Raw genomic sequence first — 26,429 nt, forward strand, 5'->3', positions numbered from 1 at the left:
AATTATTCGGGTTTTTAATTAGTTAAGTGCTATATATTTTCGTGTCCGGGGGTACCCTAAGATGGTGCGCAAGACAACACTCCAGTGTTCATTATTTATTACTGTCAAGCCATTTATTCATCTGCTCAATTTCACCTTTTTGAGCTTTAATGATGTCCTGCGCAAGCTTTCTCATTTCGGGATCTTTTCCGTATTTGAGCTCGGTCTCAGCCATTGCGATTGCCCCTTCATGGTGTGCGATCATACCTTTTGCAAAGGCCTTATCGGGATTGGATTCATTAACGGCGGCCATCATTTTTTCATGCATATTTTTCATGCCAGCCATATATTCCTGTGATGATGCCGATGAGTGCATATCTGACATTTTCATTTCCGAATGTTCAGCAGAAATGGCTGGCAGGGATAACATTAATATTACAAAAAGGGTGTTTTTGATTTTCATATAATAATTCCTTTCAGACAGGTACCGGTTAAGTGTAGCTGAGTCAGACAAAAAAGCCCCCTGACGGGGGGCAAAAATGTAGCAACGTTGTTTCAGGAAAATCTATCAGGGAAAAGGTAACAGCACGGATACTACCGTCGCATTCAGCCTGCATTGATCATGCGGCGGTGCGCTTCGGCCATGGCCTGATGTGGGCCGGATTGCCCGTTATTCATGAATTCATGGGCAACCGCTGCTCTTTCATGCTCATTCATCGCCGCGTAAGACGTTGACGGGACGGTCGTGGATACCGTGTTATTTCCCATCATCTTCTGATGACTTTCCACCATTTTCTGGTGCGCATCCGCCGAGCCGTTCGTCATGGTCTCATGAGCAATAATGGCCTGTTCATGCTGGTCCATACCGGTCATACGAGGAGCAGTCCCCTGGATCCCGACAGGAGCCGCAGCAGACTGCATCTGGTGAGCAGGAGCCTGTGCATTGTTGACGCGATCATGGATATTCACGGTTTCAGTGGCCCAGGCCGATGAAATTAAACCAAAGCCCAGCAAAGATGCTAATACGATATTTTTCATGATAACTCTCCATTTCTGAATTAGTGATGTCCGGGGAAGTACAACCGGTGTTTTCAGTTCCATAACTGAAACAAGTTCGGCAGCGTTTACTTCTCCGGAAGAGGGCTGGATATTCATTTCCTGGCGTACTCTGACGCCGGGTATTGATGAAGCAATCCAGCCTTCCTGATAAGTTGCACTAATTATATCGAATGGCTTCTGTTTGCTGCATGACAGGCTAATGACATCTTTGTCATTTACATCTTTATTTTCAGCATTGGGTTTCCGGGATCATTTTCTCCAGTCTGGGCACGGATAAGATAAAACGCGTGGAGCGTACGTCTGATTCCACCTGCACTCTTCCGTGATGTGCTTCCACGATTGACTTCACAATCGCAAGGCCGATGCCGCTGCCTTCTCCTTTGCGTTGTCTGGATGGATCCACCCGATAAAAACGGTCAAACAGCCTTGATAAATGTTCTTCAGGGATCGGTTTCCCCGGATTTTCAATCACAAGGTCAAAAAAGCTCTCCTGCTCTCTTATTGAGACGGTGATTGCCTGTCCCTCCGGGGTATAACGCAGGGCATTGGATAACAGATTATTGATCGCCCTTCTGAACATTTGTGGATCTCCCTCAACCAGGCAGGGCATCCCGTTAAATTTGAGCGTGATATTGCGTTCTTCGGCCCAGGCTTCGAAAAACTCGAAGACTTTCATGACTTCCGCTCTGAGGTCAAAACGGACCCTGTCAGGTATAAGCTGGTTATTGTCCGCCTGTGCCAGGAACAGCATATCGCTGACCATTTTGGTCATCCGGTTATACTCTTCAAGACTGGAATAGAGGACATCCTCAAGTTCCCTCTGTGTTCGATCCTGACTCAGTGCGATTTCAGTCTGCGTCACCAGATTGGTGATGGGCGTTCTGATCTCATGCGCGATATCGGCAGAGAAATTGGCCTGGCGGGTAAAGACATCCTCAATCTTTCCAATCATATGATTGAACGAGATAACCAGTTGCTCCAGCTCAATGGGAACGCGTGTCGGTTCCAGTCGCGCATCAAGATTCTCGGAGGTGATGTTTTTAATGGCATTGCTGACATTACGAAGGGGCAGGTGCCCCTGACGGACAGCGATTCGAATGATCAGAACAATCAACAGGCTTATCACGACGGCAATCGCAATCAGGTTCTTTTTCAGCGCATCGAGGTAATGGAGATGGAAATTAATGGATAGGCCAGTCAGCATGACATAGTTCTGCTGTTTGCCCTGAAATATCGCCTGACCAGAGGAGGCGATAATCCGGTATGTTTCCATCTTCATTTCGGACCCGGTATCCATCGGTCCCGCAGGATCCTCCACCGTCCAGAGAAAGACATCCCGTGCGCGGCTGTGCTCGCTAAAATCTGCTGAATTCACTGCCGGGCGTAGTGCCGCCCCCTGAGTTGAGCTAAAGAGCACTTCACCCCTGGGATTGAGGAGCAAAAGGGCAACGTTGCGGTAGCTGGCAATTGATTCCTTTATTTTGCTTATTTTTTTATCATCCGGATCCACCGGGGACTGCAGTATACGGTTCAGTGTGGTGCTGATTTGTTGAAGATCGCTGACATCCTGCTCGGCAAAATGATTTTCAACAGAATGCAGCATAAACCAGGTGAAGGCGATAAAAGCCAGTATCGTGGACAGGCTGATAAAAAAGGTCAGCCGCAGAGCGAGTGAGAAAGGGCGTCTGGAAGGTTTGCTATGCATCCGGGACCTCCAGCATGTAGCCCACGCCCCGGACTGTCTGGATCAGCTTTGTCTCGTAATCGTTGTCTATTTTAGCGCGGAGTCGCTTTACTGCGACATCGATCGCATTAGTGTCGCTGTCAAAATTCATGTCCCAGACCTGAGAGGCAATCAGGGAGCGGGGAAGAACCTCGCCCTGATGGCGAATGAAGAATTCCAGCAGGCTGAACTCTTTACTGGTGAGCACAATGCGGTTTCCGGCGCGACTGACTTTTCTGGATACGAGATCCATCGAGAGATCAGCCACCCTAAACTGGTTTTCCGTGATCATCGTGTTTCCCCGCCTCAGAAGGGTTCTCACCCGGGCCAGCAGTTCGGCAAACGCAAAGGGTTTAACCAGATAATCGTCCGCACCCAGTTCCAGTCCTTTGACCCTGTGTTCGATCGTGCCGAGGGCCGTCAGTAGTAAGACCGGCATACCCTTTCCGGCAGTGCGCAGCATGCGGATGATATCCCAGCCGTTCACATCAGGCAGCATGATGTCCAGAATGACTAAATCATACTCGGCTGTCATGGCGAGATGATATCCGGTAAGACCATTATCAGCGTGATCCACTACGAACCCTGCCTCTGTAAGCCCTTTGCTGAGATATTCACCTGTTTTAATTTCGTCTTCGACGATCAATATTTTCATCTTGCTCCCCGTCTGGCTGCTAATGTCATTCTATTGCGCACACGATCGTAATCAACGAATTACCGTAAAAATGACAACATTGTCATTATTCTGTCACCCGACAAACAGAGTGCATTCTGTAAAGTAAACCTGGTAATACTCTGGACTTCATTTGAACCATTTACCAGGTCTGCCTGGACGAGAAGCAATATGTTCAAATTAAAACTACTCAGCATCAGCACAATCTTCATTCTGGCTGGTTGTGTCTCTCTGGCGCCTGAATATCAGCGTCCGGCAGCACCGGTACCCCAGCAGTTTTCACTGTCCCGTAACAGCCTGACGCCAGCGGTGAATGGCTATCAGGATACGGGCTGGCGTAACTTTTTTGTCGATCCCCAGGTCACCCGGCTGATTACTGAAGCCCTGACTAATAACCGTGATTTGAGAATGGCTGCACTGAAGGTTGAAGAGGCCCGGGCCCAGTTCAACGTCACGGATGCAGATCGTTATCCCCAGCTGAATGCCTCATCCGGGATCACATACAGCGGTGGTCTGAAAGGTGACAAGCCGACCACACAGGAGTACGACGCAGGTCTGGAGTTCAGTTATGAGCTCGATTTTTTCGGCAAACTTAAGAACATGAGTGATGCTGATCGCCAGAACTACTTTGCCAGCGAAGAAGCCCGTCGGGCCGTACACATCCTGCTGGTCTCCAGCGTTTCACAAAGCTATTTCAGCCAGCAACTGGCGTACGAACAACTTCGTATTGCGCGGGAAACGCTGAAAAATTATCAACAGTCCTATGCTTTCGTTGAGCAGCAGCTCGTGACCGGGAGTACGAACGTTCTGGCACTTGAACAGGCGCGAGGACAAATCGAAAGTACCCGCGCCGAAATAGCCAAACGAGAAGGCGATCTGGCTCAGGCAAACAATGCCCTGCAACTGGTGCTGGGAACGTACCGCGCACTTCCGTCAGAAAAAGGGATGAAAGGCGGGGAGATAGCCCCAGTAAAATTGCCACCAAATCTGTCTTCACAAATTTTGCTGCAGCGACCGGATATTATGGAAGCGGAATATCAGCTGAAAGCGGCTGATGCCAATATTGGCGCAGCGCGAGCGGCCTTTTTCCCCTCAATTACCCTGACCAGTGGTCTTTCCGCAAGCAGTACGGAGCTGTCCAGCCTGTTTACGTCAGGAAGTGGAATGTGGAATTTTATCCCTAAAATTGAAATTCCTATATTTAATGCTGGCAGGAATAAAGCCAATCTGAAGCTGGCTGAAATTCGCCAGCAACAGTCGGTGGTTAATTACGAACAAAAAATTCAGTCAGCCTTTAAGGATGTTTCCGACACGCTTGCGCTGCGCGACAGCCTTAGCCAGCAACTTGAGTCACAGCAGCGTTATCTTGATTCACTTCAGATAACTCTCCAGCGTGCCAGAGGATTATATTCCAGTGGTGCTGTCAGTTACATTGAAGTGCTGGATGCAGAGCGTTCTCTCTTCGCTACGCAGCAAACCATTCTCGATCTTACCTATTCCCGGCAGGTTAACGAAATTAATCTGTTTACCGCACTGGGTGGCGGTTGGGTAGAGTAAATTTATTTAATTAATCAGGAAATTTAAAATGCGTAATTCATTTAAAGCCGTTTTATTTGGTGCCTTCTCTGTCATATTTTCTGCCGGTCTTCATGCTGAAACACATCAGCATGGTGATATGAATGCTGCCAGTGACGCTTCGGTACAGCAGGTTATCAGGGGCTCCGGTGTCGTTAAAGCCATTGATATGAATAGTAAAAAAATCACCATTTCGCACGAAGCTATCCCTGATGTGGGCTGGCCTGCAATGACCATGCGCTTCACTTTTGTTAATGCAGACGACGCTATTAATGCCCTGAAAACTGGCAGCCACGTTGATTTCTCGTTTATTCAGCAGGGTAATATTTCTTTACTTAAAAGCATTAACGTGACGCAGTCCTGATTGGCTGTCCGGAGCGATTACATCCTGTGCGCCTGTACATTCACATAGGTATATGTGTGAGTTAACCGTCAGGCGCATATGCCAGGTGTTTTGATTTTTTAGCGGAAAATTGTATGGCTTCTTTAAAGATAAAATATGCTGCAATAATTATCAGCAGCCTCATAGCAGGGGGGCTGATATCGGTTACTGCCTGGCAGTATGTAAACTCAGCACAAAAGACAGAAAAAACAGAACAAAAGGCACCGGAACGAAAGGTGCTTTTCTGGTATGACCCAATGAAACCGGATACCAAATTTGATAAACCCGGAAAATCGCCCTTTATGGATATGGACCTGGTGCCAAAATATGCTGATGACAGTGGCGATAAAAGCAGTGGCGGGATCCGTATCGACCCAACCCAGGTTCAGAATCTGGGATTAAAAACGCAAAAAGTCACACGAGGAATGCTGAATTATTCTCAGACAATCCCGGCTAATGTCAGCTATAACGAGTATCAGTTTGTTATTGTGCAGGCGCGTTCTGACGGGTTTGTCGAAAAAGTCTACCCCATGACGATTGGCGATCATGTGAAGAAGGGGACGCCACTTATCGATATTACCATTCCGGACTGGGTGGAAGCACAGAGTGAATTCCTTCTGTTATCCAGCACCGGTGGTACTTCCACGCAAATTAAAGGCGTTCTGGAACGGCTTCGCCTGGCAGGTATGCCGGAAGAGGATATTCAGAGACTGCGTTCTACCCGGAGCATTCAGACCCGTTTTACCATTAAAGCACCTATTGATGGTGTCATTACTGCATTTGACCTGCGCACCGGCATGAATATTTCGAAAGATAAGGTGGTGGCTCAGATTCAGGGAATGGACCCGGTCTGGATCAGCGCTGCAGTGCCAGAATCTATCGCCTATCTGCTGAAAGATACGTCGCAGTTTGAAATTTCGGTACCGGCTTATCCGGATAAAACATTCCATGTCGAAAAATGGAATATTCTTCCCAGCGTGGATCAGACAACCCGTACGCTTCAGGTCCGTCTCCAGGTTTCTAATAAGGATGAGTTTCTCAAGCCGGGCATGAATGCCTATCTGAAACTGAATACCAGAAGCCAGGAGATGCTGCTGATACCAAGCCAGGCCGTTATCGATACCGGCAAAGAACAGCGCGTGATTACTGTTGATGATGAAGGCAAGTTTGTGCCGAAACAGATCCACGTTCTGCATGAGTCACAGCAACAGTCCGGCATCGGCTCCGGCCTGAATGAAGGCGATACCGTGGTGGTCAGTGGCCTGTTCCTCATTGACTCTGAAGCCAATATTACGGGCGCACTGGAACGTATGCGCCACCCTGAAAAAACAGAAAGCAGTATGCCAGCAATGTCTGACCAGCCTGTAAATATGCATTCAGGGCACTGAGGAGACGACGATGATTGAATGGATTATCCGGCGCTCTGTCGCCAACCGTTTCCTGGTCATGATGGGGGCCCTGTTTCTCAGCATCTGGGGCACATGGACGATTATTAACACGCCTGTCGATGCCTTGCCTGACCTGTCAGATGTGCAGGTCATTATCAAAACCAGCTATCCCGGCCAGGCCCCGCAGATTGTAGAAAACCAGGTCACCTATCCACTTACCACCACCATGCTGTCCGTGCCTGGCGCAAAAACCGTGCGTGGTTTTTCACAGTTCGGTGATTCGTATGTGTATGTCATTTTTGAAGACGGCACCGATCTGTACTGGGCCCGTTCCCGCGTGCTGGAGTACCTGAACCAGGTACAGGGAAAACTGCCCGCCGGTGTGAGTTCTGAAATCGGTCCGGACGCCACGGGGGTGGGCTGGATATTTGAATATGCCCTTGTCGATCGTAGCGGAAAACACGACCTTTCAGAACTGCGTTCTCTGCAGGACTGGTTCCTGAAATTTGAGCTGAAAACCATCCCGAACGTGGCTGAGGTCGCTTCGGTTGGCGGCGTGGTGAAACAGTACCAGATTCAGGTCAATCCGGTAAAACTGTCTCAGTATGGTATCAGCCTGCCCGAAGTGAAACAGGCCCTTGAATCGTCTAACCAGGAGGCCGGTGGCTCATCCGTTGAAATGGCCGAAGCTGAGTATATGGTCCGTGCCAGCGGTTATCTTCAGAGCATTGATGATTTTAATAACATCGTCCTGAAAACAGGCGAGAACGGCGTGCCGGTTTATCTGCGGGATGTTGCCCGCGTGCAGACCGGGCCTGAAATGCGGCGTGGTATTGCCGAGCTGAACGGCCAGGGCGAAGTCGCTGGCGGCGTGGTGATCCTGCGGTCGGGTAAAAATGCACGCGACGTTATCACGGCAGTGAGGGATAAACTTGAGACGCTGAAGGCCAGCCTGCCGGAAGGCGTTGAAATCGTGACCACCTACGATCGCAGCCAGCTCATCGACCGGGCGATTGATAACCTCAGTTCCAAACTTCTGGAAGAGTTTATCGTGGTGGCCATCGTCTGTGCCCTGTTCCTGTGGCACGTACGTTCTGCCCTGGTGGCGATTATCTCTCTGCCGCTTGGTCTGTGTATCGCCTTTATCGTCATGCACTTCCAGGGACTGAACGCCAATATCATGTCGCTGGGAGGGATAGCGATTGCCGTCGGTGCGATGGTGGATGCCGCCATTGTGATGATTGAGAATGCGCATAAGCGGCTTGAGGAGTGGGATCATCAGCATCCGGGTGAGCAGATTGACAACGCCACCCGCTGGAAGGTGATTACCGATGCCTCCGTTGAAGTGGGACCCGCACTGTTTATCAGCCTGCTGATCATCACCCTGTCCTTTATTCCTATCTTTACCCTGGAAGGTCAGGAAGGACGTCTGTTTGGCCCGCTGGCATTCACGAAAACGTACTCCATGGCGGGCGCGGCCGCGCTGGCCATCATCGTCATTCCGATTCTGATGGGATTCTGGATCCGGGGGAAAATTCCTGCAGAGACCAGTAACCCCCTGAACCGGGTACTGATCAAAGCGTATCATCCATTGCTGTTGCGGGTTCTCCACTGGCCAAAAACAACCCTGCTGGTTGCGGCCTTGTCCATTTTCACCGTTATCTGGCCGCTGAGCCAGGTGGGCGGTGAGTTTCTGCCGAAGATTAACGAGGGCGACCTGTTGTATATGCCGTCGACCCTGCCGGGTGTCTCTCCGGCTGAAGCTGCAGCGCTCCTGCAGACGACGGACAAGTTAATCAAAAGCGTTCCTGAAGTGGCCTCTGTATTTGGCAAGACCGGTAAAGCAGAGACCGCCACGGATTCCGCACCGCTCGAAATGGTTGAAACCACGATCCAGCTCAAACCTGAGGATCAGTGGCGTCCAGGCATGACGATTGACAAGATTATTGAAGAACTCGACAGGACCGTCCGTTTACCGGGGCTGGCAAACCTCTGGGTGCCGCCAATCCGTAACCGTATTGATATGCTCTCAACCGGGATCAAAAGCCCGATAGGTATCAAGGTGTCCGGAACGGTTCTGTCCGATATCGATGCAACGGCGCAGAGTATCGAAGCGGTCGCCAAAACCGTACCCGGCGTAGTGTCTGCTCTCGCAGAGCGACTGGAAGGCGGGCGCTACATTGATGTGGATATCAACCGGGAAAAAGCCTCCCGCTACGGAATGACGGTGGGCGATGTGCAGCTGTTCATCTCATCAGCCATCGGCGGCGCGACGGTAGGGGAAACGGTTGAAGGCGTGGCCCGGTACCCGATTAATATCCGCTATCCGCAGGATTACCGGAACAGCCCGCAGGCCCTGAAACAGATGCCGATCCTGACCCCGATGAAGCAGCAGATCACGCTGGGCGATGTTGCGGATATTAAGGTCGTTTCCGGGCCGACTATGCTGAAAACGGAAAATGCCCGTCCAGCCAGCTGGATTTACATTGACGCGCGCGGCAGGGATATGGTGTCGGTGGTTAATGACATTAAAACGGCGATCAGTCAGAAAGTGAAACTGAGACCGGGTACCAGCGTGTCATTCTCCGGACAGTTTGAACTGCTTGAGCATGCCAACAAGAAACTGAAGCTGATGGTGCCGATGACGGTGATGATCATCTTCATCCTGTTGTATCTGGCATTCCGCCGGGTTGATGAAGCCCTGCTGATCCTGATGAGCCTGCCGTTCGCCCTGGTTGGCGGGATATGGTTCCTGTACTGGCAGGGCTTCCATATGTCTGTCGCAACCGGAACGGGGTTTATCGCTCTGGCCGGGGTGGCAGCAGAGTTTGGCGTGGTCATGCTGATGTATCTGCGTCATGCCATTGAAGTGCACCCGGAATTGTCCCGTAAAGAGACGTTCACACCGGAAGGTCTTGATGAAGCCCTCTATCATGGTGCCGTGCTGCGTGTCCGGCCGAAAGCCATGACCGTGGCGGTGATCATTGCGGGTCTGCTGCCAATACTCTGGGGAACCGGTGCAGGTTCAGAAGTCATGAGCCGTATCGCGGCACCCATGATTGGTGGGATGATCACGGCTCCGCTGCTGTCCCTGTTCATAATTCCTGCCGCCTACAAATTAATCTGGCTGCGCAGACATAAAAAAAGCGTGTCATAACCCTGTAAGGGCATCCTCTGTGGGTGCCCTTCTGTACTGATTCATCCTGACGTCAGGGGTTATATCGATAATATACAGAGGTGAGTATGAAAAAAGTGGTCCTGGTGGCCCTGGCTCTCGGCCTTTCACTGCCCGCAATGGCGAGTGAAAAAGTGATTGATATGTACAAATCTGAAAACTGTGGCTGTTGTTCCCTGTGGGGCAAGGCGATGGAAAAAGACGGGTTTGAAGTACGAACTCACGTCATGAATGATCAGGCGCTGTCAGCCCTGAAAGAAAAGCATGCTATTCCTGCAGGACTACGAAGTTGTCATACCGCGGTTGCCGGTAATTTGATCATTGAAGGCCATGTGCCTGCGACAACGATACATAAGGCAATGCAGTCTGGTTCGGGTATATACGGTCTCGCCACCCCCGGTATGCCAGCAGGAAGCCCGGGAATGGAGATGGGAGCCCGAAAAGAGGCTTACGATGTTATCGCATTCTCACCGGATGGAAGTAAAAAAGTCTTCCAGCGAATCGAATAGTCAGCGGAACGGCTGATAACGGGACGCCGGTAGCAGGCACTCCTGTGCCGGCGATATTCGTGGTAATCGCATCCATGACATACCCTGAAGACAGAAGATGCTTCGGTATGCATAAGGAGAGTTACTGTGAAAAATGACAATGCAGTGCAACACAACAACCAGACTGCTTCTGAGCAGACATTATCCCCGGACGAGGGCCACGTATTGCATAAGGTGAGAGATCCCGTGTGCGGGATGGCCATCCTGCCCGACAGGGCGCACAGCAGCATTCGATACCAGGACCATCAACTTTATTTCTGCTCCGCCAGCTGTGAGAGTAAATTTAAAGCCCATCCCGATCGTTATCTTACCGAAGATGCCAGTGAACATTCCCATCACCATCACCACGATCATCACGAAGTCAGCCCTGATCAGATAAAACAGCCTCACCACCAGGCGGAAAAAGAGAATTCTGAAGGTGTGTGGACATGTCCGATGCACCCGGAGATACGCCGCAGTGGTCCCGGAAGCTGTCCTGTCTGTGGAATGGCACTGGAGCCGCTCGTAGCTACGGCATCCACGGGGCCGAGTGATGAACTTCACGACATGACAAGACGCTTCTGGCTGGGGTTGTTGCTGGCGTTTCCGGTTCTGGTACTCGAAATGGGATCTCATCTGTTTCCCGACTTGAGGAATACAGTACCGCCACAGTACAACACATGGCTGCAGCTGCTTCTGGCCTCCCCTGTCGTGTTGTGGTGTGGCTGGCCATTCTTCGCCCGGGCCGTAATGTCGTTACGTAACCGCTCCCTGAATATGTTTACCCTTGTTGCAATGGGGACCGGCGTAGCCTGGGTTTACAGCGTCATTGCAACCGTCTTCCCCTCCTGGTTTCCTGCATCGTTCAGAAACATGGATGGCCTGGTGGCCGTTTATTTTGAAGCCGCAGCAGTTATTACGGTGCTTGTTCTGCTGGGACAGGTCCTTGAATTGCGGGCAAGGGAACAAACCTCAGGTGCCATTACTGCGCTTCTTAACCTTGCCCCCAAAACCGCCAGGCGGCTGGATCAAGACGGTCATGAAACGGATATTAATGCGGAAGATGTCCTGCCTGGCGATAAGCTCCGCATCAGACCTGGAGAGAGTATTCCGGTCGACGGTATCGTGGTCGAAGGCAAAACAACCGTTGATGAATCGATGGTGACCGGGGAATCTATGCCTGTTACCAAAACGGAGGGTGACCCTGTCATCGGGGGGACCATTAATCAGACAGGTAGTCTTATCATCCGTGCAGAGAAAGTCGGTGATGAAACGATGCTCTCACGAATTGTTCAGATGGTCGCTGATGCACAGCGTTCGCGGGCCCCCATCCAGAGAATGGCTGACAGCGTTTCAGGCTGGTTTGTTCCTCTGGTGATACTTATCGCGGTTGTTGCTTTCATGATCTGGTCTGTCTGGGGGCCCGAGCCCAGGATGGCGCACGGTCTCATTGCGGCTGTGTCGGTCCTGATTATTGCCTGTCCCTGCGCGCTGGGGCTGGCCACGCCGATGTCGATAATGGTGGGGGTGGGCAAAGGAGCCCAGGCCGGGGTGTTAATCAAGAATGCCGAAGCCCTTGAGCGTCTTGAAAAAGTGGACACGCTGGTTGTCGACAAAACAGGCACGCTCACGGAAGGTTCGCCGACGGTGACAGGGATTATCAGTCTCAATCCGGGTGGGGAAACATCTCTTTTGCGTGTAACGGCCGCAGTGGAAAAAGGCTCGCAGCATCCGCTGGGTATGGCAGTAGTTAAAGCAGCACAGGAAAAGGGGATCGCAATACCCGCAGTCACTCATTTCAATGCGCCGTCGGGTAAAGGTGTCTCAGGCGATGTCGAAGGTCAACGGGTTGTTATTGGTAATGAACTGGCTATGCAGGAAAGCAGTATCGTTATTGATAATCAAAAGGCCGTTGCGGATACGTTGCGGATGGAAGGCGCTACCGTTATCTATGTGGCCACAGACGGGCACCTTGCAGGCCTGATAGCTATCTCGGATCCCGTGAAAGCAACCACGCCGGATGCGCTTAAAGCTTTGCGTCAGGCGGGGATCCGCATCGTTATGCTCACCGGGGATAACCAGCTTACCGCTGAAGCAGTCGCACGGAAACTGGGAATAGATGAGGTTGAAGCCGGGATTCTGCCGGATGGCAAAAAAGCAGTGATAACCCGACTGAAAGCGTCTGGCCATGTGGTTGCGATGGCCGGAGACGGTGTGAATGATGCCCCGGCGCTGGCAGCGGCTGACGTGGGTATAGCCATGGGAACGGGTACAGATGTGGCAATTGAAAGTGCCGGAGTCACCCTTCTCAAAGGCGACTTGATGATACTGAACAGGGCCCGTCATCTGTCAGAAATCACCATGAAAAATATCCGACAGAATCTGTTTTTTGCATTTATCTACAACGCACTTGGCGTGCCTGTGGCTGCAGGTCTGCTTTATCCTGTGTATGGAATACTGCTGTCGCCAGTTATTGCGGCGGCGGCCATGGCTCTTTCCTCCGTCAGCGTCATTGTGAATGCGTTGCGTCTGAAAAGTGTCAGGCTCGGGAAATAACCCTGAATGAAGGGTCTGTTACTAACAGAAGGAGTCCGGTATGAAAAGTACCACCTATGCGCTTATTGCTGTCGCCGCGATTGCGGCATTTGCTCTCCTGCGCGAACACTGGTCACATGTGGCAGGCTACTGGCCATATCTGTTACTGCTGCTTTGTCCGCTCATGCATCTTTTCCACGGTCACGGGGGGCATGGAGATCATCAACATCACGGAAGTGAAAACGATAAAAAAAATTAATCCGGCAGACGGGACCGCGTCGCGGTCCCGTTATCAGTCCAGGTATCGTTCGTAGTCTCTGGCATGCGCAAAGGCATGCTGTTCGAGTTTGTTATCAGCGGGTGCCGCCGTCCGGAACGCCAGTGAGTTAACAGGATTGTTATTGATGACCAGCTCGTAATGCAGATGAGGACCGGATGAACGTCCGCTGTTACCGGATAACGCAATAGCGTCTCTCCGGGTAACCCTGGCCCCTTTAGTAACGAGTATTTTATTGAGGTGGAGATAGCGAGTTTTAACACCGGCTTTTCCCGTTACTTCAACAAAATATCCCATGGTACTGTTGTATTCGGCCCGGGTGATTTTTCCGTCGATGACGCTGACTATTTTCGTGTTCATGGGCATGGAATAATCAATGCCATTATGGGGACTCACTTTTCCCGATACCGGGTTAAGTCTTGCAGGATTGAAAGGCGAACTGAGTCTTGCTGTGGCCGGTAACGGATAATCGAGACTGCCTTTCCCGGAAGTATCGGAAAGGTTATAGAACTTTTTATCTGATATACGATACGCCGTGTAATTAAATGAACCGGACGTAAATTTATAGGCCACGACACGTGATTTTCCCGCTTTCTTTTGCAGTACGAGTTTTAATGATTCATTTTTTTTCAAATGCCGCAGATTAAACCGGGAAGGCAAGGAGCGCTGAAGAGTAGCGATCTCGTTCGATTCCAGCCCCGAACGGGTGGCTGAAAGGTAGGCATTTTCTTTTACGACATCGGTAGAATACATTTACTGGAATTCGCCGTTAGCATGAACACTGCGGCGTATGCTAGGGGTTTTCAGGAGGCGTGTCATCTGTCAGTTAATCGGGAGCACCGTTGATGGTCGTCATTTTTGTAACATATCTTGTTTCCCGTTTGCTCCTGAAGCTCTGGGAACTGTATGACCAGCCCGACGGTGATGATTAACGGGACTGAAACAGGTTACGGCAGAGCAATATGGGGCTCATGTCCTGCTACGTAACCCGTCAGTAAAGCCCTGCTGCGCACCTGACGCTAAGCACTAACCCGCCTGCAGTTACCTGGTCGAATACAGCCCGCGAAGCTTTCTTGCCTGCGTCTGATGTGCTTCCGCACCGGCATTATTGACCTGCTCATGCACGAGAGCGGCTTTTTCTCCGGCATTCAGTTCGTTAAAAGAAGAAGACGAGGTCTTTGAATTTGCATCACTGCCGGACAGCATTTTTTTATGTTCCTCAATCATTTTCTGATGCGCATAGGACGCGCTGTTGTTCATAAATGAATGAGCAACAATGGCCCTTTCATGTTCATTCATTTCAGAGAATGAGGGCGTGTTGTTTTTATTAACCCTGTCCGGTAAGTTTTCATGCGTCGAGGAGTTCACATGACTGACGGCTGAGGCATTATTAACAAATCGATGTGCTTCATGGGCAATATCACTGGACTGAGCAAAAGCTGCCCCACAAAATAAAGCTGTAAACGCAGTGGTCGTGATTAATATATTCATGTGTAATTACCTTCTGAGGTACATAAAAGATGTCCTTATGATCATATATAAAAATAATCAACCTGTGGGGAAGATGACGTAAATGTAATACAGCTATGTACATTACACGATTGTAATGAATTTGTTTCTTAAGGTGTGCTAGATTCATTTCATTGTAAGTGGATGAACCAGTAATTTAATTTAAATCGGTTCTCGAATTCTGTCAGTAACCATACTTTAAATAAGGGAATGCGCATGCTGTTGAAAACGTCTCGACGAACTTTCCTGAAGGGGTTAACCCTCTCTGGCGTAGCCGGAAGTCTTGGCGTATGGAGTTTCAATGCGCGTTCCAGTCTGAGCCTGCCAGTTGCCGCATCCCTGCAGGGTACTCAGTTTGACCTGACCATTGGTGAAACGGCCGTCAATATCACGGGCAGTGAGCGTCAGGCCAAAACAATCAATGGAGGCCTGCCGGGGCCCGTTCTTCGCTGGAAAGAAGGTGACACCATTACCCTGAAGGTCAAAAACCGTCTTAATGAACAGACGTCCATTCACTGGCACGGCATTATTCTTCCGGCCAATATGGATGGTGTTCCGGGGCTGAGTTTTATGGGCATAGAGCCTGATGATACCTACGTTTACACCTTTAAGGTTAAGCAGAACGGGACTTACTGGTACCACAGCCATTCCGGTCTGCAGGAACAGGAGGGGGTATACGGTGCCATTATCATCGATGCCAGGGAGCCAGAACCGTTTGCTTACGATCGTGAGCATGTGGTCATGTTGTCTGACTGGACCGATGAAAATCCTCACAGCCTGCTGAAAAAATTAAAAAAACAGTCGGATTACTACAATTTCAATAAACCAACCGTTGGCTCTTTTTTCCGCGACGTGAATACCAGGGGGCTGTCAGCCACCATTGCCGATCGGAAAATGTGGGCTGAAATGAAAATGAATCCGACTGACCTCGCGGATGTCAGTGGCTACACCTACACCTATCTCATGAACGGGCAGGCCCCGCTGAAAAACTGGACCGGACTGTTCCGTCCCGGTGAAAAGATACGCTTACGGTTTATCAACGGCTCGGCAATGACCTATTTCGATATCCGTATCCCCGGGCTGAAAATGACGGTCGTGGCTGCAGATGGCCAGTATGTAAACCCGGTTACCGTTGACGAATTCAGGATTGCCGTTGCCGAAACCTATGATGTCATTGTGGAGCCTCAGGGTGAGGCCTATACCATCTTCGCACAATCCATGGACAGGACCGGTTACGCTCGAGGGACACTGGCCACGAGAGAGGGGTTAAGTGCTGCCGTTCCCCCCCTCGATCCCCGTCCTCTGTTGACCATGGAAGATATGGGTATGGGGGGAATGGGACATGATATGGCAGGAATGGACCACAGCCAGATGGGAGGCATGGATAACAGCGGAGAGATGATGTCTATGGACGGTGCTGACCTTCCGGATAGCGGGACATCCTCCGCGCCCATGGATCACAGCAGCATGGCCGGTATGGATCATTCCCGGATGGCCGGAATGCCGGGTATGCAAAGTCATCCTGCGTCAGAAACGGATAACCCACTGGTTGATATGCAGGCGATGAGCGTCTCTCCGAAATTAAATGATCCGGGTATTGGTCTTCGAAATAACGGAAGAAAGGTTCTCACGTACGCGGATTTGAAAAGCCGCTTTGAGGATCCTGACGGACGTGAACCTGGCCGTACCATAGAACTGCATTTAACCGGCCACATGGAAAAGTTTGCCTGGTCATTTAACGGAATCAAGTTTTCAGATGCCGCACCGGTGCTGCTGAAATACGGTGAGCGGCTCAGGATCACGCTGATCAACGATACCATGATGACTCACCCCATTCACCTGCATGGTATGTGGAGCGATCTGGAAGATGAAAACGGTAATTTCATGGTTCGTAAACACACAATAGATGTTCCCCCTGGTACAAAACGCAGTTACAGAGTGACAGCAGATGCGCTTGGCCGCTGGGCGTATCACTGCCATTTGCTCTATCACATGGAAATGGGAATGTTTCGTGAAGTCCGGGTGGAGGAATGATGCGAATGAAGAGAAATTTGAAGGCCATACCTGTTCTGGTCGCCGGTTTGTTTACCTCACAGCTTTCTATTGCGGCGGGCTCCGTCTCTGCAGATACCCACGCCGGGCACGACATGTCTGCCATGCAGATGCCAGCAGATGAGAATTTCACTGAGATGACGTCAATGGAGCCCATTGTAACTGAGAGCAGAACGCCAATTCCGCCTGTTACCGATGCCGACCGGAAGGCTGCATTCGGCAATTTACAGGGGCATGCGATTCACGACAGTGCGATTAATTATCTGGTTCTGCTGGATCAACTGGAATGGCAACGGTCGGATAACACCAACAATTTCAGCTGGAGTGTTAACAGCTGGATTGGAGGCGACACAGATCGGATTTGGCTAAAGAGTGAAGGTGAACGAAGCAATGGGGAAACGGAGGCGGCTGAAGCGCAGTTACTCTGGGGACATGCGGTTGGCCCATGGTGGGATTTGGTTGCGGGTGTCAGGCAGGATTTCAGACCTGCTTCTGCCCGGACCTGGGCTGCTGTCGGTTTTCAGGGGCTGGCACTCTATAATTTTGAGTCTGAAATTACGGGTTTTGTCAGTAATGGCGGAAAAGCAGCCCTTCGTCTGGGAGGAGAATACGACGTTTTACTGACTAACCGGCTCATACTCCAGCCATCCTATGAGGTGAATTTCTACAGTCAGGATGATGAATCGCGGGGTCGCGGCAGGGGACTGACTGACACAGAGCTGGGGCTCCGGCTGCGCTATGAAATACGCCGTGAGTTTGCACCCTATATAGGCGTTTCCTGGAATCAACTTTACGGGAAAACATCCGATATGGCGAAAAGAGAAGGTGAGAAAGACCATCAGGTAGTATTCCTGGCGGGAGCCAGAATCTGGTTTTAACGCACTGATATAAAACACTCAACTAAACAGGTAAATAAAATGTCGATTTTAAATAAAGCCATTCTTACAGGTGGCCTCGTTATGGGCGTTGCTTTCTCTGCTATGGCCCATCCGGAATTAAAAAGCTCTGTGCCACAGGCTGATTCAGCCGTAGCGGCCCCGGAAAAGATTCAGCTTAATTTCTCGGAAAATCTGACCGTGAAATTCTCAGGTGCAAAATTAACGATGACGGGTATGAAAGGCATGTCATCACATTCTCCGATGCCGGTCGCGGCAAAAGTGGCGCCAGGCGCTGACCCTAAATCGATGGTCATTATTCCGCGAGAGCCTTTACCCGCTGGCACTTATCGTGTTGACTGGCGCGCGGTTTCTTCAGATACGCACCCTATTACCGGTAATTACATCTTTACAGTGAAGTAATATTATGAACGACCTGATTATGATTGTTATTCGTTTTCTTCTTTATCTGGATTTGATGGTAATATTTGGATTGCCATTTTTTCAGATATATGGAATAAGTGGTGTCAGACATGAAACCTATAACCTGACTAATTTCAGGTCGTTTATAACCTTTGCTGTTGTTACAGGCATCATTCTTACTGGCATTAATATGCTCCTGGTATCTAATGCCATGAGTGGAGTAACTGACCTCAGAGAATTATCCATCCATGTTATCGAGATGGTGATAGAAGAAACTGATGTGGGTATTAGCTGGATTGTCAGGCTCTGTGCCCTGTTTACCACACTCGGTGCTTTGTTCCTTTACACTAATAAGAGAGTATTGTCCTGCCTGCTGATGACGATGAGTGGGGGCGTGGCGCTGGCTACACTTGCCTGGGGAGGACACGCCGTTATGCATGACGGTCTGCATTACTATCTCCATTTACTGAGCGATCTGACCCATCTCGGCGCTGCAGGTGCCTGGACAGGTGCTCTGGTTGCATTTGCTATCCTGCTGATGCGCAGAAACGAGCATAATGCACAGAGCGTCATTGTGATATCTGACTCCCTGGCAAAATTTGCCACGGCAGGAACGGTGATTGTTGTAGCCCTGATCCTGAGTGCGCTGGTCAACTATCTGTATATTGCTGAGGGTAACTTAACTCCCTTATTCAACAGTTCCTGGGGGAGGATATTGCTTGCCAAGACGGCTCTGTTTGTTCTGATGCTTCTTCTGGCTGCAGCAAACCGGTTTCACCTGGGTCCCCGGCTTGAAGTTATGGTCAGGGAAGGGAATTATGATCGCAGCGTTGCCCTGATGCGAAACAGCATCCTGACAGAATTCGTTGTTGCGATTATCATTCTGGGCGCCGTAGCGTGGCTTGGAATGCTTGCTCCGTCTCAGATCAGCTAGGGGACAGCCAAAGCTCATGCGTGAGATTTTTACTTTCATATCAGCGAGTTGACCATGCAGCGTATTTTAATCGTTGAAGACGAACAAAAAACAGGTCGTTACCTGCAGCAGGGACTGGTTGAGGAAGGCTATCAGGCCGATCTCTTTAATAATGGCCGCGATGGTCTCGGGGCCGCGTCGAAGGGACAGTATGATTTGATAATACTGGACGTGATGCTGCCTTTCCTCGACGGGTGGCAAATCATCAGCGCACTGAGGGAGTCCGGGCACGAAGAACCGGTCCTGTTTTTAACCGCAAAGGACAACGTGCGGGACAAAGTGAAAGGACTGGAGCTTGGCGCAGATGACTACCTGATTAAGCCCTTTGATTTTACGGAGCTGGTTGCACGTGTAAGAACCCTACTGCGCCGGGCACGCTCGCAGGCCGCAACAGTCTGCACCATCGCCGATATGACCGTTGATATGGTGCGCCGGACCGTGATCCGTTCGGGGAAGAAGATCCATCTCACCGGTAAAGAATACGTTCTGCTTGAGTTGCTGCTGCAACGCACCGGAGAAGTGTTACCCAGGAGTCTTATCTCGTCCCTGGTCTGGAACATGAATTTTGACAGTGATACGAATGTGATTGATGTCGCCGTGAGACGTCTGAGAAGTAAAATTGATGATGACTTTGAGCCAAAACTGATCCATACCGTTCGCGGTGCCGGATATGTCCTGGAGATCAGAGAAGAGTGAGGTTCAAAATTTCCCTGACCACACGCCTGAGCCTGATTTTTTCTGCGGTGATGCTTACGGTATGGTGGTTATCAAGTTTTATCCTGATTAGCACCCTGAATGGCTATTTCGATAATCAGGACCGCGATTTTCTGACAGGTAAACTTCAGCTCACCGAAGAGTTTCTTAAAACAGAGACGTTCCGGAACAAAACGGATATTAAGTCATTATCAGAAAAAATAAACGATGCGATGGTAGGGCACAATGGTTTATTCATTTCTATAAAAAACATGGAAAATGAAAAAATTGTTGAACTCTATGCCAAAAATTCTGTTGTTCCAGCGGTCCTGCTTAATAAGTCGGGTGATATTCTCGACTATATGATCCAGACGGAAGAAAATAACACCGTGTACCGCAGTATCTCGCGGCGGGTTGCCGTGACGCCGGAACAGGGTAAAAGCAAACATGTCATCATTACGGTTGCCACGGATACTGGGTATCACACCCTGTTTATGGACAAACTCAGTACCTGGCTGTTCTGGTTCAATATCGGTCTGGTCTTTATTTCTGTTTTTCTGGGCTGGCTGACCACACGTATTGGTCTGAAACCGTTACGGGAAATGACCAGTCTGGCTTCCTCCATGACTGTACACAGCCTGGATCAGCGTCTAAATCCCGATCTGGCTCCGCCGGAAATCTCTGAGACCATGCAGGAGTTCAATAATATGTTTGATCGCCTGGAGGGGGCATTCCGGAAACTGTCAGATTTCTCGTCTGACATCGCGCATGAGCTGCGCACACCAGTCAGTAATCTGATGATGCAGACGCAGTTTGCACTGGCTAAGGAAAGGGATGTTTCGCATTACCGCGAAATTTTATTCGCTAACCTGGAAGAACTGAAAAGGTTGTCACGAATGACCAGTGACATGCTTTTTCTGGCACGTTCAGAGCATGGTCTGCTGCGGCTGGATAAACATGATGTGGATCTGGCAGCCGAACTGAATGAATTACGTGAGTTGTTCGAGCCCCTGGCAGACGAAACAGGAAAGACAATCACGGTTGAAGGAGAGGGCGTTGTTACCGGAGACAGCGATATGCTGCGCCGTGCTTTCAGTAACCTGCTTTCCAATGCAATCAAGTATTCTCCCGATAACACCTGTACAGCGATACACCTTGAGCGTGACAGTGACTGTGTGAACGTGATGATTACGAATACGATGTCCGGCCAGGTTCCCGCTAATCTGGAACGTTTGTTTGACCGGTTCTATCGCGCAGACTCATCAAGGTTCTACAACACGGAAGGCGCGGGGCTGGGATTATCAATTACAAGGTCGATCATTCATGCTCACGGCGGCGAGCTGTCAGCAGAACAGCAGGGGCGGGAAATTGTGTTCAGTGTGCGTCTGTTAATGGATTAATACCGTTATTCAGGAGAAACCCGGAAGGTGACAAAAATGTCATCGTTCAGTCACGCGATAAACAGAGGCGGTTTTTTATAATCAGCCATAAATCAGGACAGCGTGATAATTCAATCGCCCGGTTCCTGGCGTGATGATCAACCAGCCCTGAGATCAAATGCTTTCTCTGTTATAAGCATTGATTGTTCGGGTATGAAAACACCGGAGACCCAACCATGAAAAAGATCCTTGTATCCTTTATTGCCATGATGGCTGTCGCTTCATCTGCCTGGGCTGCAGAGACAATGAACATGCATGACCAGGTAAATAATGCCCAGGCGCCTGCCCATCAGATGCAATCATCCGCTGAAAAAAGTGCAGTTCAGGGGGAGAGCATGAAAATGATGGATATGAGCGGTCACGATCAGGCCGCAATGTCCCATGAAATGATGCAAAACGGCAATTCTGCCGCCCATCAGGACATGGCTGAAATGCATAAAAAAATGATGAAAGCCAAACCTGAGAACACCCAAGAAACTGCTAAGCCATTTTCCGAAATGAGCGAGCATGAGAAAGCCGCTGTTGTGCATGAGAAGGCGAATAATGGCCAGTCTTCCGTTATTCATCAGCAACAGGCGGAAAAGCATCGCAGCCAGATCACCCAGAATTAACCCGCAGCTCCACTTGTCAGACCCTCATTTGACGCCGAAGTCACTGGCTTACGCTCCCGTCCGGGAGCGTTTTTTTTATAAGCGAAATGAATAATAATGAAAGAGTCCATACACAATGTTTTTTTTGGTCATATCGACCTCACAATTAACTTATATTGTTTGAGAATCCTGTTCCCCGGTCATCTCCAGGGTGCATGTCGCGCCGTATCCTGAGACTGGCTGAGAATACGAATGACCGTAACCATAGAATGTGATGATACAAAATAGATCGTATGCCGGTTCTACCGGCAGTGTGCAGATATCGTCTCCCAGCTCTGCACAATGCGTGCCGATATCATGCATGGCCAGCACATCAAATACTGCAGCTATACGACCGATCTATGCATCCGCCTGAACAACCCCGATCTGTCTGAAGCTGAAGTCCCAGATGGCCTCCAGATCCTCTTCTGCTTTGGGTGTCAGCTCAATCTCTTTCATTTGCCACCCTGGCCCTGACATTCCTCAGGAATGCATTCTTGTTCCATGGTTTCGCCTCGCCGCTGCTGATCCCTTCGGCCAGCAGATCGCGCAGTTCCTGAAGTCTGGATTCAGCCTGCTTTTCATGCAGCTCATCACCCACGTCCACCGTCATCGTACGAGCCATAACCCCTCCATATCTTAATGTAAGATTTATTCTTACATCATTAAATCAGCTTACTACGCTGCTTCCATCTCCGGCATTTTTTCAAAACAGCCCTGCTGCAGTCTGGAGATCCGACTTTGCCTTTTTTCGGATCTGTGCAAAATGAAGAGAGTGACGCTGGAATCATAACTTATCATATGCATCAAATTCATCCTGAAAAATGCAGATATAAAATATTGCATCACATTTACGCGTGTGAGATGCTGATATCAGAATGCAGTCAGTAGTCGTTAACAGGGTGCCCGTAATGAAAGATGCCAAATCAAAAGACCTCTCTGAGTTGTTTAACACCATTACGGTGCGTAATGTGCCAGCTGATGTGGATGAAGCTATCACGCGGCAGGCTAAAGCCGCCGGCAAATCAAAGAGTGATTTTGTGCAGGAGTTTCTGACGGCAACATTTGGCGATCTGATCGGCAATTTCATCCGCACCAGTGAACTGGTTGCCCTGATGGACCAGGAAATGGCGAGGATGGCCGGAACAGTACTGAGCGAGCATGTTTATGATCTGGAGATGACTCAGGCCGGCCACCGGGAGTTCTGCCGTATTCTCGGGATAAAAAACAACGATGATTTGCAGCGCATTATGCTCGCGGGGATGCCATACCTTCAGATCCGCGCCGGACAGCTGAGAGGGATTGACAGCCTGGCAAGGGGGAACTCCCTGTATGCCGCACTGCTGGTCAACGGGGCGTCCCGGGATGAAGAGACGGTACAGGCGCTTCACCGGTCACTTTTTAATATGTTCCCGGAAACTGTTTTTCAGGAAATGATTAATGAACTGCGAAAGGCAATGCGCATGGACGCTTTTGAATGGTCGCTTATCTGAGACAGATATAAACGAGAAAAGCCACCCCGAGGGATGGCTTTTCCGGTACTAACTTTAACGCACGGGTCCGAAGAAATCCGCGCCTTGATGGGATAAATCTACCAGTTACTGGTACGCCCGTCAACCTGACCCTCAGTTTAGCCCGGGAGGGCTGTATGCAGCTGGAAGACTATATCTCGGCCGGGCGGCTGAACATTTACACTGACGTGCTGAAGCTGAAACCTGGTGAAGAACTGGGCGGGTATAACTGGAACAAAGCCGTTTCCGCCGCCATGCAGCCGCTGATGCACTGCCTTGAGGTGACGCTGCGTAACGCCATCGATTACAGTATTCGCCATGCCCGGCTGCCCGGCGCTGCCGGACACTGGCGAACCGATACCAACTGGATCTTTGATTTACCCCGCTATATCGGTGACAAGACCTGGATACGCCAGAACAAGCGCTACAAAACCGATGCCCGTGGCCAGAAGCTCATGCATCACGGGAAACCGGTGTATGACCGGACAGCCTGGGAAGAAGACTGTATCCGTAAGGTGTCAAAACGTATCCGTGCTGCGGGCAAGGCGCCGACGGCAGAGCGGGTGATCTCCGGTCTGGACTTTGGTTTCTGGACCAATTTTCTCACGAAAAACTACGATGAACCGCGGAACCGCTCGCTCCTGTGGCCCCAGTTGCTTCCGTCGGTGTTCCCCGGCGCCCCGGCCGGCACCCCCCGTCACGTGCTGGAAAAGAAATTTACCCGTATCCGTGACTTGCGTAACCGCCTGGCGCACCATGAAGCAGTCTGGAAATTCCAGGAGGAAGATCCGGTTACCGGTGCGCCGGATTACAACCGCCCGGTATATGGTCTTCAGGCGTCCCTGCAGCTGTTGCGTCGGGCATGGAAAGATATGCTGGAGGCTCTCAGCTGGCTCAGTCCTGCAAGGCATGCTGCGTTTCTGGCAGAAGGTCATCATCTGCGTTTCGAGGCACTGGCCACGCACGATGGTTTGCTGAGTTTCACCGGACGGGCACAGCTGATGCACGACCTGAACGTGCGGCGCAGTAAAGAGATCAGAAAATTATTGCGGGGGCTCGGACAGCAAAAAATCATCCGCCTGACCAGCCGTACCCGGATCATTGCCATTATTGGTCCCGATTTTATCCGTACCCTCTGACCTTTCCCCTCCCTTGTGGCAGGGGATTCTTCACAAAACACTGAAAGCTGAACGGCTTCCGTTGCCATTTTCAGCAGGACATGAGGCACGTCCCACTTGCTTTCCGCATAGCCAGACATGCCATGCTGACGCAAAGCGTTAGTCGCTCATCCACTGAAACGTAAGTTGCTTATTAATGGCAGATACATCATCCGGCATAGCCAGAAAATAAAAATGAGGTGTTCCAGACCGCTTCAGTACCTCATAACGATGGGTCCCGTCCCCGAAATGAAATCCACCATCTTCGTGCACAGATAACAGGACCGGTGAAACAGGCCATCCTTTTGCGATATGCAGTATGGCCTTTCCGAGTTTCGGGTTGGTAATTTCCACCCAGAGGCTGGAATCTGTCAGTCGAAAGAAGGAATTAATAAGCGGGTCAAAATCAGCAAAAGAGGCTTTCCCCAGCACCAGAGAACTGAGATCAATTTGTTCACAGTCAGCAGGCTGCAATACCCGTGGACCAGGAAGGTAAATCGAATGTCTGCGCCCCGGAACAGACAGATCCCAGTTAATGTCTGTCTGTCCTGCCGTTGGCCATCTGTCCGGAGACAACCCCTCCAGGGCATCAATCTCATCATCTGAAATCCGGAACAATTCTTCCTGGTGATCGCCTTTAAACATTAAACTCAACGCTTCGGCCCACATATCGCGAGCTTCATTGTTCTGGTCTGTCATTGCCATGTTCTCCTGAACTAAGAAGGCCACATTGTGCGCCTTTTCACGCTCTGGAGCCTAATACAGGCATGTGATAATCCTTGCTTCCTACTTAGCCAGAAACCGGATCTGCGCGGCGGGAAACGCGCAAAGGATATGATAATCAAACCAAACACATAAAATCATACTGAATGTGATATTTAGCATTAAACACACAATAATATCTGATATGATATTTGAATTATTAGTAAGAAATCATACATGATATGATTTTTAACCTAACCGGACATGTTCAGACGGAGCGAGCAGGATGGATGAGAAAGAAGTGAATTTTTCACTCAGCTATGAGCAGCTGACCCGGATAGCGGAAGAGCGTATCCGTGAATGCAATCTGGACAGCCAGGGCGCGATTTACATCAGCGAGTCAGCCAAGGCCGGTGCCGTGCTGAGCTATTGGTATGAACTGGCCATAAATGGCTATGCCTCAGTGAATACCATAAAGAGACAAGAGCTCATAGACGCCGATCACCTGCGCCTCAGACAACTCATCTGGCCGGAGGCGGACAAGCAATGACTCAGGCGCGCCGACCATCGCCGCTGCAGCGGCGGGTGCTGATTGTGCTGGCCGCCCTCGATGCGAAACGTCCGGGGCCGGTGGCGACGCGGGATATCGAGCGGGTGCTGGAGCAGGGCGGGGATGCCCCGGTGTACGGGCCGAACCTGCGCGCCTCCTGCCGGCGCATGGAAGCCGCGGGCTGGCTGCGCACCCTGCGCGCCCCGAACCTGCAGCTGGCCGTCGAGCTGACGGAGGCCGGTCGCGGCATTGCAGAACCGCTCTTCCAGGCAGAACGCGAGGCTGAAACGGCACGACAACGACTGACAGACGTCCGGCGTCTGCCGTTACGCCAGACGGCTGCCGGTGACGCGGTGGAGCTGCAGCTGGGTGACGGTCATTACTCCCTGCGGGAAGCGGCCTACGTGATCCGTCTGGACGGTACCACCTGCCTGCAGCTGACGGATGCCGGCGGCATACGCCGGATAAAAGAGGGCGATCCCCTGCAGGTGGCCAGCTGGTATCAGACCTGTTTTGATGCAGGCCTGCCGGTCACCGTCCAGGTGAATGAGAGCCGGGACTGATAGCCACCACACAAGGAATATGAGCATAAAATGAAAGTCACTGAACCCGGGCTGAATAAG

27 protein-coding genes and 1 pseudogene are annotated in these 26,429 nt (G+C 50.6%); 18 read left to right on the top strand and 10 right to left on the bottom strand.

Features of this window, described 5'->3' with window-relative positions; genetic code table 11:
• Positions 1-91 precede the first annotated feature (91 nt).
• The 4 genes from HMPREF1144_RS24360 to silR all read right to left on the bottom strand — a co-directional run bounded on the left by HMPREF1144_RS24360 (position 92) and on the right by silR (position 3,416).
• A complete protein-coding gene (locus HMPREF1144_RS24360; protein WP_003032889.1) occupies positions 92-442 on the bottom strand; it encodes a DUF305 domain-containing protein in 351 nt (116 codons plus the stop codon).
• 143 nt (positions 443-585) lie between these two features.
• A complete protein-coding gene (gene silE, locus HMPREF1144_RS24365) occupies positions 586-1,017 on the bottom strand; it encodes a silver-binding protein SilE (RefSeq protein ID WP_000790483.1) in 432 nt (143 codons plus the stop codon).
• A gap of 250 nt (positions 1,018-1,267) precedes the next feature.
• A complete protein-coding gene (gene silS, locus HMPREF1144_RS24370) occupies positions 1,268-2,743 on the bottom strand; it encodes a copper/silver sensor histidine kinase SilS (protein ID WP_009654311.1) in 1,476 nt (491 codons plus the stop codon).
• Positions 2,736-3,416 carry a copper/silver response regulator transcription factor SilR gene (silR, locus tag HMPREF1144_RS24375; RefSeq protein WP_009654297.1) on the bottom strand — a complete coding sequence of 227 codons (681 nt, stop codon included), beginning with the start codon at positions 3,414-3,416 and terminating at the stop codon, positions 2,736-2,738. The genes silS and silR overlap by 8 nt, the downstream gene beginning before the upstream one ends.
• Positions 3,417-3,605: 189 nt before the next feature.
• Between silR and silC the strand changes: the two genes are divergently transcribed.
• The 7 genes from silC to HMPREF1144_RS24410 all read left to right on the top strand — a co-directional run bounded on the left by silC (position 3,606) and on the right by HMPREF1144_RS24410 (position 13,275).
• A complete protein-coding gene (gene silC / locus HMPREF1144_RS24380; protein WP_009654314.1) occupies positions 3,606-4,991 on the top strand; it encodes a Cu(+)/Ag(+) efflux RND transporter outer membrane channel SilC in 1,386 nt (461 codons plus the stop codon).
• A gap of 28 nt (positions 4,992-5,019) precedes the next feature.
• Complete coding sequence (gene cusF / locus HMPREF1144_RS24385; RefSeq protein ID WP_009654303.1) at positions 5,020-5,373, top strand: cation efflux system protein CusF; 354 nt, start codon at positions 5,020-5,022, stop codon at positions 5,371-5,373.
• A gap of 113 nt (positions 5,374-5,486) precedes the next feature.
• Positions 5,487-6,779 (top strand): Cu(+)/Ag(+) efflux RND transporter periplasmic adaptor subunit SilB, encoded by a 1,293-nt coding sequence (gene silB, locus HMPREF1144_RS24390; protein WP_000157620.1) that lies wholly within the window; start codon positions 5,487-5,489, stop codon positions 6,777-6,779.
• Positions 6,780-6,789: 10 nt separating this feature from the next.
• Positions 6,790-9,936, top strand: a complete 3,147-nt coding sequence (silA, locus tag HMPREF1144_RS24395; RefSeq protein ID WP_009654305.1) for a Cu(+)/Ag(+) efflux RND transporter permease subunit SilA — start codon at positions 6,790-6,792, stop codon at positions 9,934-9,936.
• 86 nt (positions 9,937-10,022) lie between these two features.
• A complete protein-coding gene (locus tag HMPREF1144_RS24400) occupies positions 10,023-10,463 on the top strand; it encodes a DUF411 domain-containing protein (RefSeq protein ID WP_009654300.1) in 441 nt (146 codons plus the stop codon).
• A 126-nt stretch (positions 10,464-10,589) separates the two neighbouring features.
• Positions 10,590-13,037: an Ag(+)-translocating P-type ATPase SilP gene (gene silP / locus HMPREF1144_RS24405; protein WP_009654299.1), complete on the top strand. Its 2,448-nt coding sequence runs from the start codon at positions 10,590-10,592 to the stop codon at positions 13,035-13,037.
• A gap of 40 nt (positions 13,038-13,077) precedes the next feature.
• Entirely contained in the window at positions 13,078-13,275 is a 198-nt protein-coding gene (locus tag HMPREF1144_RS24410) for a DUF2933 domain-containing protein (protein WP_004388331.1), read from the top strand.
• Positions 13,276-13,308: 33 nt separating this feature from the next.
• Here HMPREF1144_RS24410 and HMPREF1144_RS24415 read toward each other — a convergent pair whose 3' ends face one another.
• Positions 13,309-14,046 carry a peptidoglycan DD-metalloendopeptidase family protein gene (locus HMPREF1144_RS24415; protein WP_009654308.1) on the bottom strand — a complete coding sequence of 246 codons (738 nt, stop codon included), beginning with the start codon at positions 14,044-14,046 and terminating at the stop codon, positions 13,309-13,311.
• A 288-nt stretch (positions 14,047-14,334) separates the two neighbouring features.
• Positions 14,335-14,784 (bottom strand): copper resistance protein, encoded by a 450-nt coding sequence (locus HMPREF1144_RS24420; RefSeq protein ID WP_001023257.1) that lies wholly within the window; start codon positions 14,782-14,784, stop codon positions 14,335-14,337.
• Positions 14,785-15,018: 234 nt separating this feature from the next.
• Between HMPREF1144_RS24420 and pcoA the strand changes: the two genes are divergently transcribed.
• The 7 genes from pcoA (at position 15,019) to HMPREF1144_RS24455 (ending at position 21,868) form a co-directional block, all read left to right on the top strand.
• Complete coding sequence (gene pcoA, locus HMPREF1144_RS24425; protein WP_000925242.1) at positions 15,019-16,836, top strand: multicopper oxidase PcoA; 1,818 nt, start codon at positions 15,019-15,021, stop codon at positions 16,834-16,836.
• Positions 16,837-16,841: 5 nt separating this feature from the next.
• The gene (gene pcoB / locus HMPREF1144_RS24430) at positions 16,842-17,732 is read left to right on the top strand and encodes a copper resistance outer membrane transporter PcoB (protein ID WP_009654310.1); all 891 of its coding nucleotides are present in this window, start codon (positions 16,842-16,844) and stop codon (positions 17,730-17,732) included.
• Between the two features lie 39 nt (positions 17,733-17,771).
• A complete protein-coding gene (gene pcoC / locus HMPREF1144_RS24435; RefSeq protein WP_009654298.1) occupies positions 17,772-18,152 on the top strand; it encodes a copper resistance system metallochaperone PcoC in 381 nt (126 codons plus the stop codon).
• 55 nt (positions 18,153-18,207) lie between these two features.
• A complete protein-coding gene (gene pcoD, locus HMPREF1144_RS24440; protein ID WP_080821469.1) occupies positions 18,208-19,086 on the top strand; it encodes a copper resistance inner membrane protein PcoD in 879 nt (292 codons plus the stop codon).
• Between the two features lie 54 nt (positions 19,087-19,140).
• Complete coding sequence (gene pcoR, locus HMPREF1144_RS24445; RefSeq protein ID WP_001188930.1) at positions 19,141-19,821, top strand: copper response regulator transcription factor PcoR; 681 nt, start codon at positions 19,141-19,143, stop codon at positions 19,819-19,821.
• A complete protein-coding gene (gene pcoS / locus HMPREF1144_RS24450; RefSeq protein ID WP_009654301.1) occupies positions 19,818-21,218 on the top strand; it encodes a copper resistance membrane spanning protein PcoS in 1,401 nt (466 codons plus the stop codon). The genes pcoR and pcoS overlap by 4 nt, the downstream gene beginning before the upstream one ends.
• A 215-nt stretch (positions 21,219-21,433) precedes the next feature.
• A complete protein-coding gene (locus HMPREF1144_RS24455; RefSeq protein ID WP_004118347.1) occupies positions 21,434-21,868 on the top strand; it encodes a hypothetical protein in 435 nt (144 codons plus the stop codon).
• Positions 21,869-22,047: 179 nt separating this feature from the next.
• Here the strand turns inward: HMPREF1144_RS24455 and HMPREF1144_RS33800 are convergent.
• The 3 genes and pseudogenes from HMPREF1144_RS33800 to HMPREF1144_RS24465 form a co-directional block, all read right to left on the bottom strand.
• A pseudogene (locus HMPREF1144_RS33800) lies at positions 22,048-22,210 on the bottom strand (type II toxin-antitoxin system RelE/ParE family toxin).
• A gap of 36 nt (positions 22,211-22,246) precedes the next feature.
• A complete protein-coding gene (locus tag HMPREF1144_RS24460) occupies positions 22,247-22,366 on the bottom strand; it encodes a type II toxin-antitoxin system RelE/ParE family toxin (protein WP_009654306.1) in 120 nt (39 codons plus the stop codon).
• Entirely contained in the window at positions 22,332-22,511 is a 180-nt protein-coding gene (locus HMPREF1144_RS24465; RefSeq protein WP_004118349.1) for a type II toxin-antitoxin system ParD family antitoxin, read from the bottom strand. Before HMPREF1144_RS24465 ends, HMPREF1144_RS24460 begins: the two co-directional genes overlap by 35 nt.
• Before the next feature lie 286 nt (positions 22,512-22,797).
• Here HMPREF1144_RS24465 and HMPREF1144_RS24470 point away from each other — a divergent pair, with 286 nt between their 5' ends.
• Both HMPREF1144_RS24470 and HMPREF1144_RS24475 read left to right on the top strand, forming a co-directional pair.
• On the top strand, positions 22,798-23,379 hold the full coding sequence (locus tag HMPREF1144_RS24470) for a hypothetical protein (RefSeq protein ID WP_009654315.1): 582 nt from the start codon (positions 22,798-22,800) through the stop codon (positions 23,377-23,379).
• A gap of 155 nt (positions 23,380-23,534) precedes the next feature.
• Positions 23,535-24,536, top strand: a complete 1,002-nt coding sequence (locus HMPREF1144_RS24475) for an Abi family protein (protein ID WP_009654304.1) — start codon at positions 23,535-23,537, stop codon at positions 24,534-24,536.
• A gap of 138 nt (positions 24,537-24,674) precedes the next feature.
• Here the strand turns inward: HMPREF1144_RS24475 and HMPREF1144_RS24480 are convergent, their stop codons facing one another.
• Positions 24,675-25,259, bottom strand: coding sequence for a hypothetical protein (locus tag HMPREF1144_RS24480; protein ID WP_223862240.1), 585 nt, complete (start codon positions 25,257-25,259; stop codon positions 24,675-24,677).
• 283 nt (positions 25,260-25,542) lie between these two features.
• Between HMPREF1144_RS24480 and HMPREF1144_RS24485 the strand changes: the two genes are divergently transcribed.
• On the top strand, positions 25,543-25,806 hold the full coding sequence (locus tag HMPREF1144_RS24485; RefSeq protein ID WP_009654307.1) for a hypothetical protein: 264 nt from the start codon (positions 25,543-25,545) through the stop codon (positions 25,804-25,806).
• Complete coding sequence (locus HMPREF1144_RS24490) at positions 25,803-26,369, top strand: hypothetical protein (protein ID WP_009654312.1); 567 nt, start codon at positions 25,803-25,805, stop codon at positions 26,367-26,369. The genes HMPREF1144_RS24485 and HMPREF1144_RS24490 overlap by 4 nt, the downstream gene beginning before the upstream one ends.
• Positions 26,370-26,429: the final 60 nt, after the last annotated feature.

Source organism: Klebsiella sp. OBRC7 (assembly GCF_000293135.1).
GTDB lineage: Bacteria > Pseudomonadota > Gammaproteobacteria > Enterobacterales > Enterobacteriaceae > Klebsiella > Klebsiella michiganensis.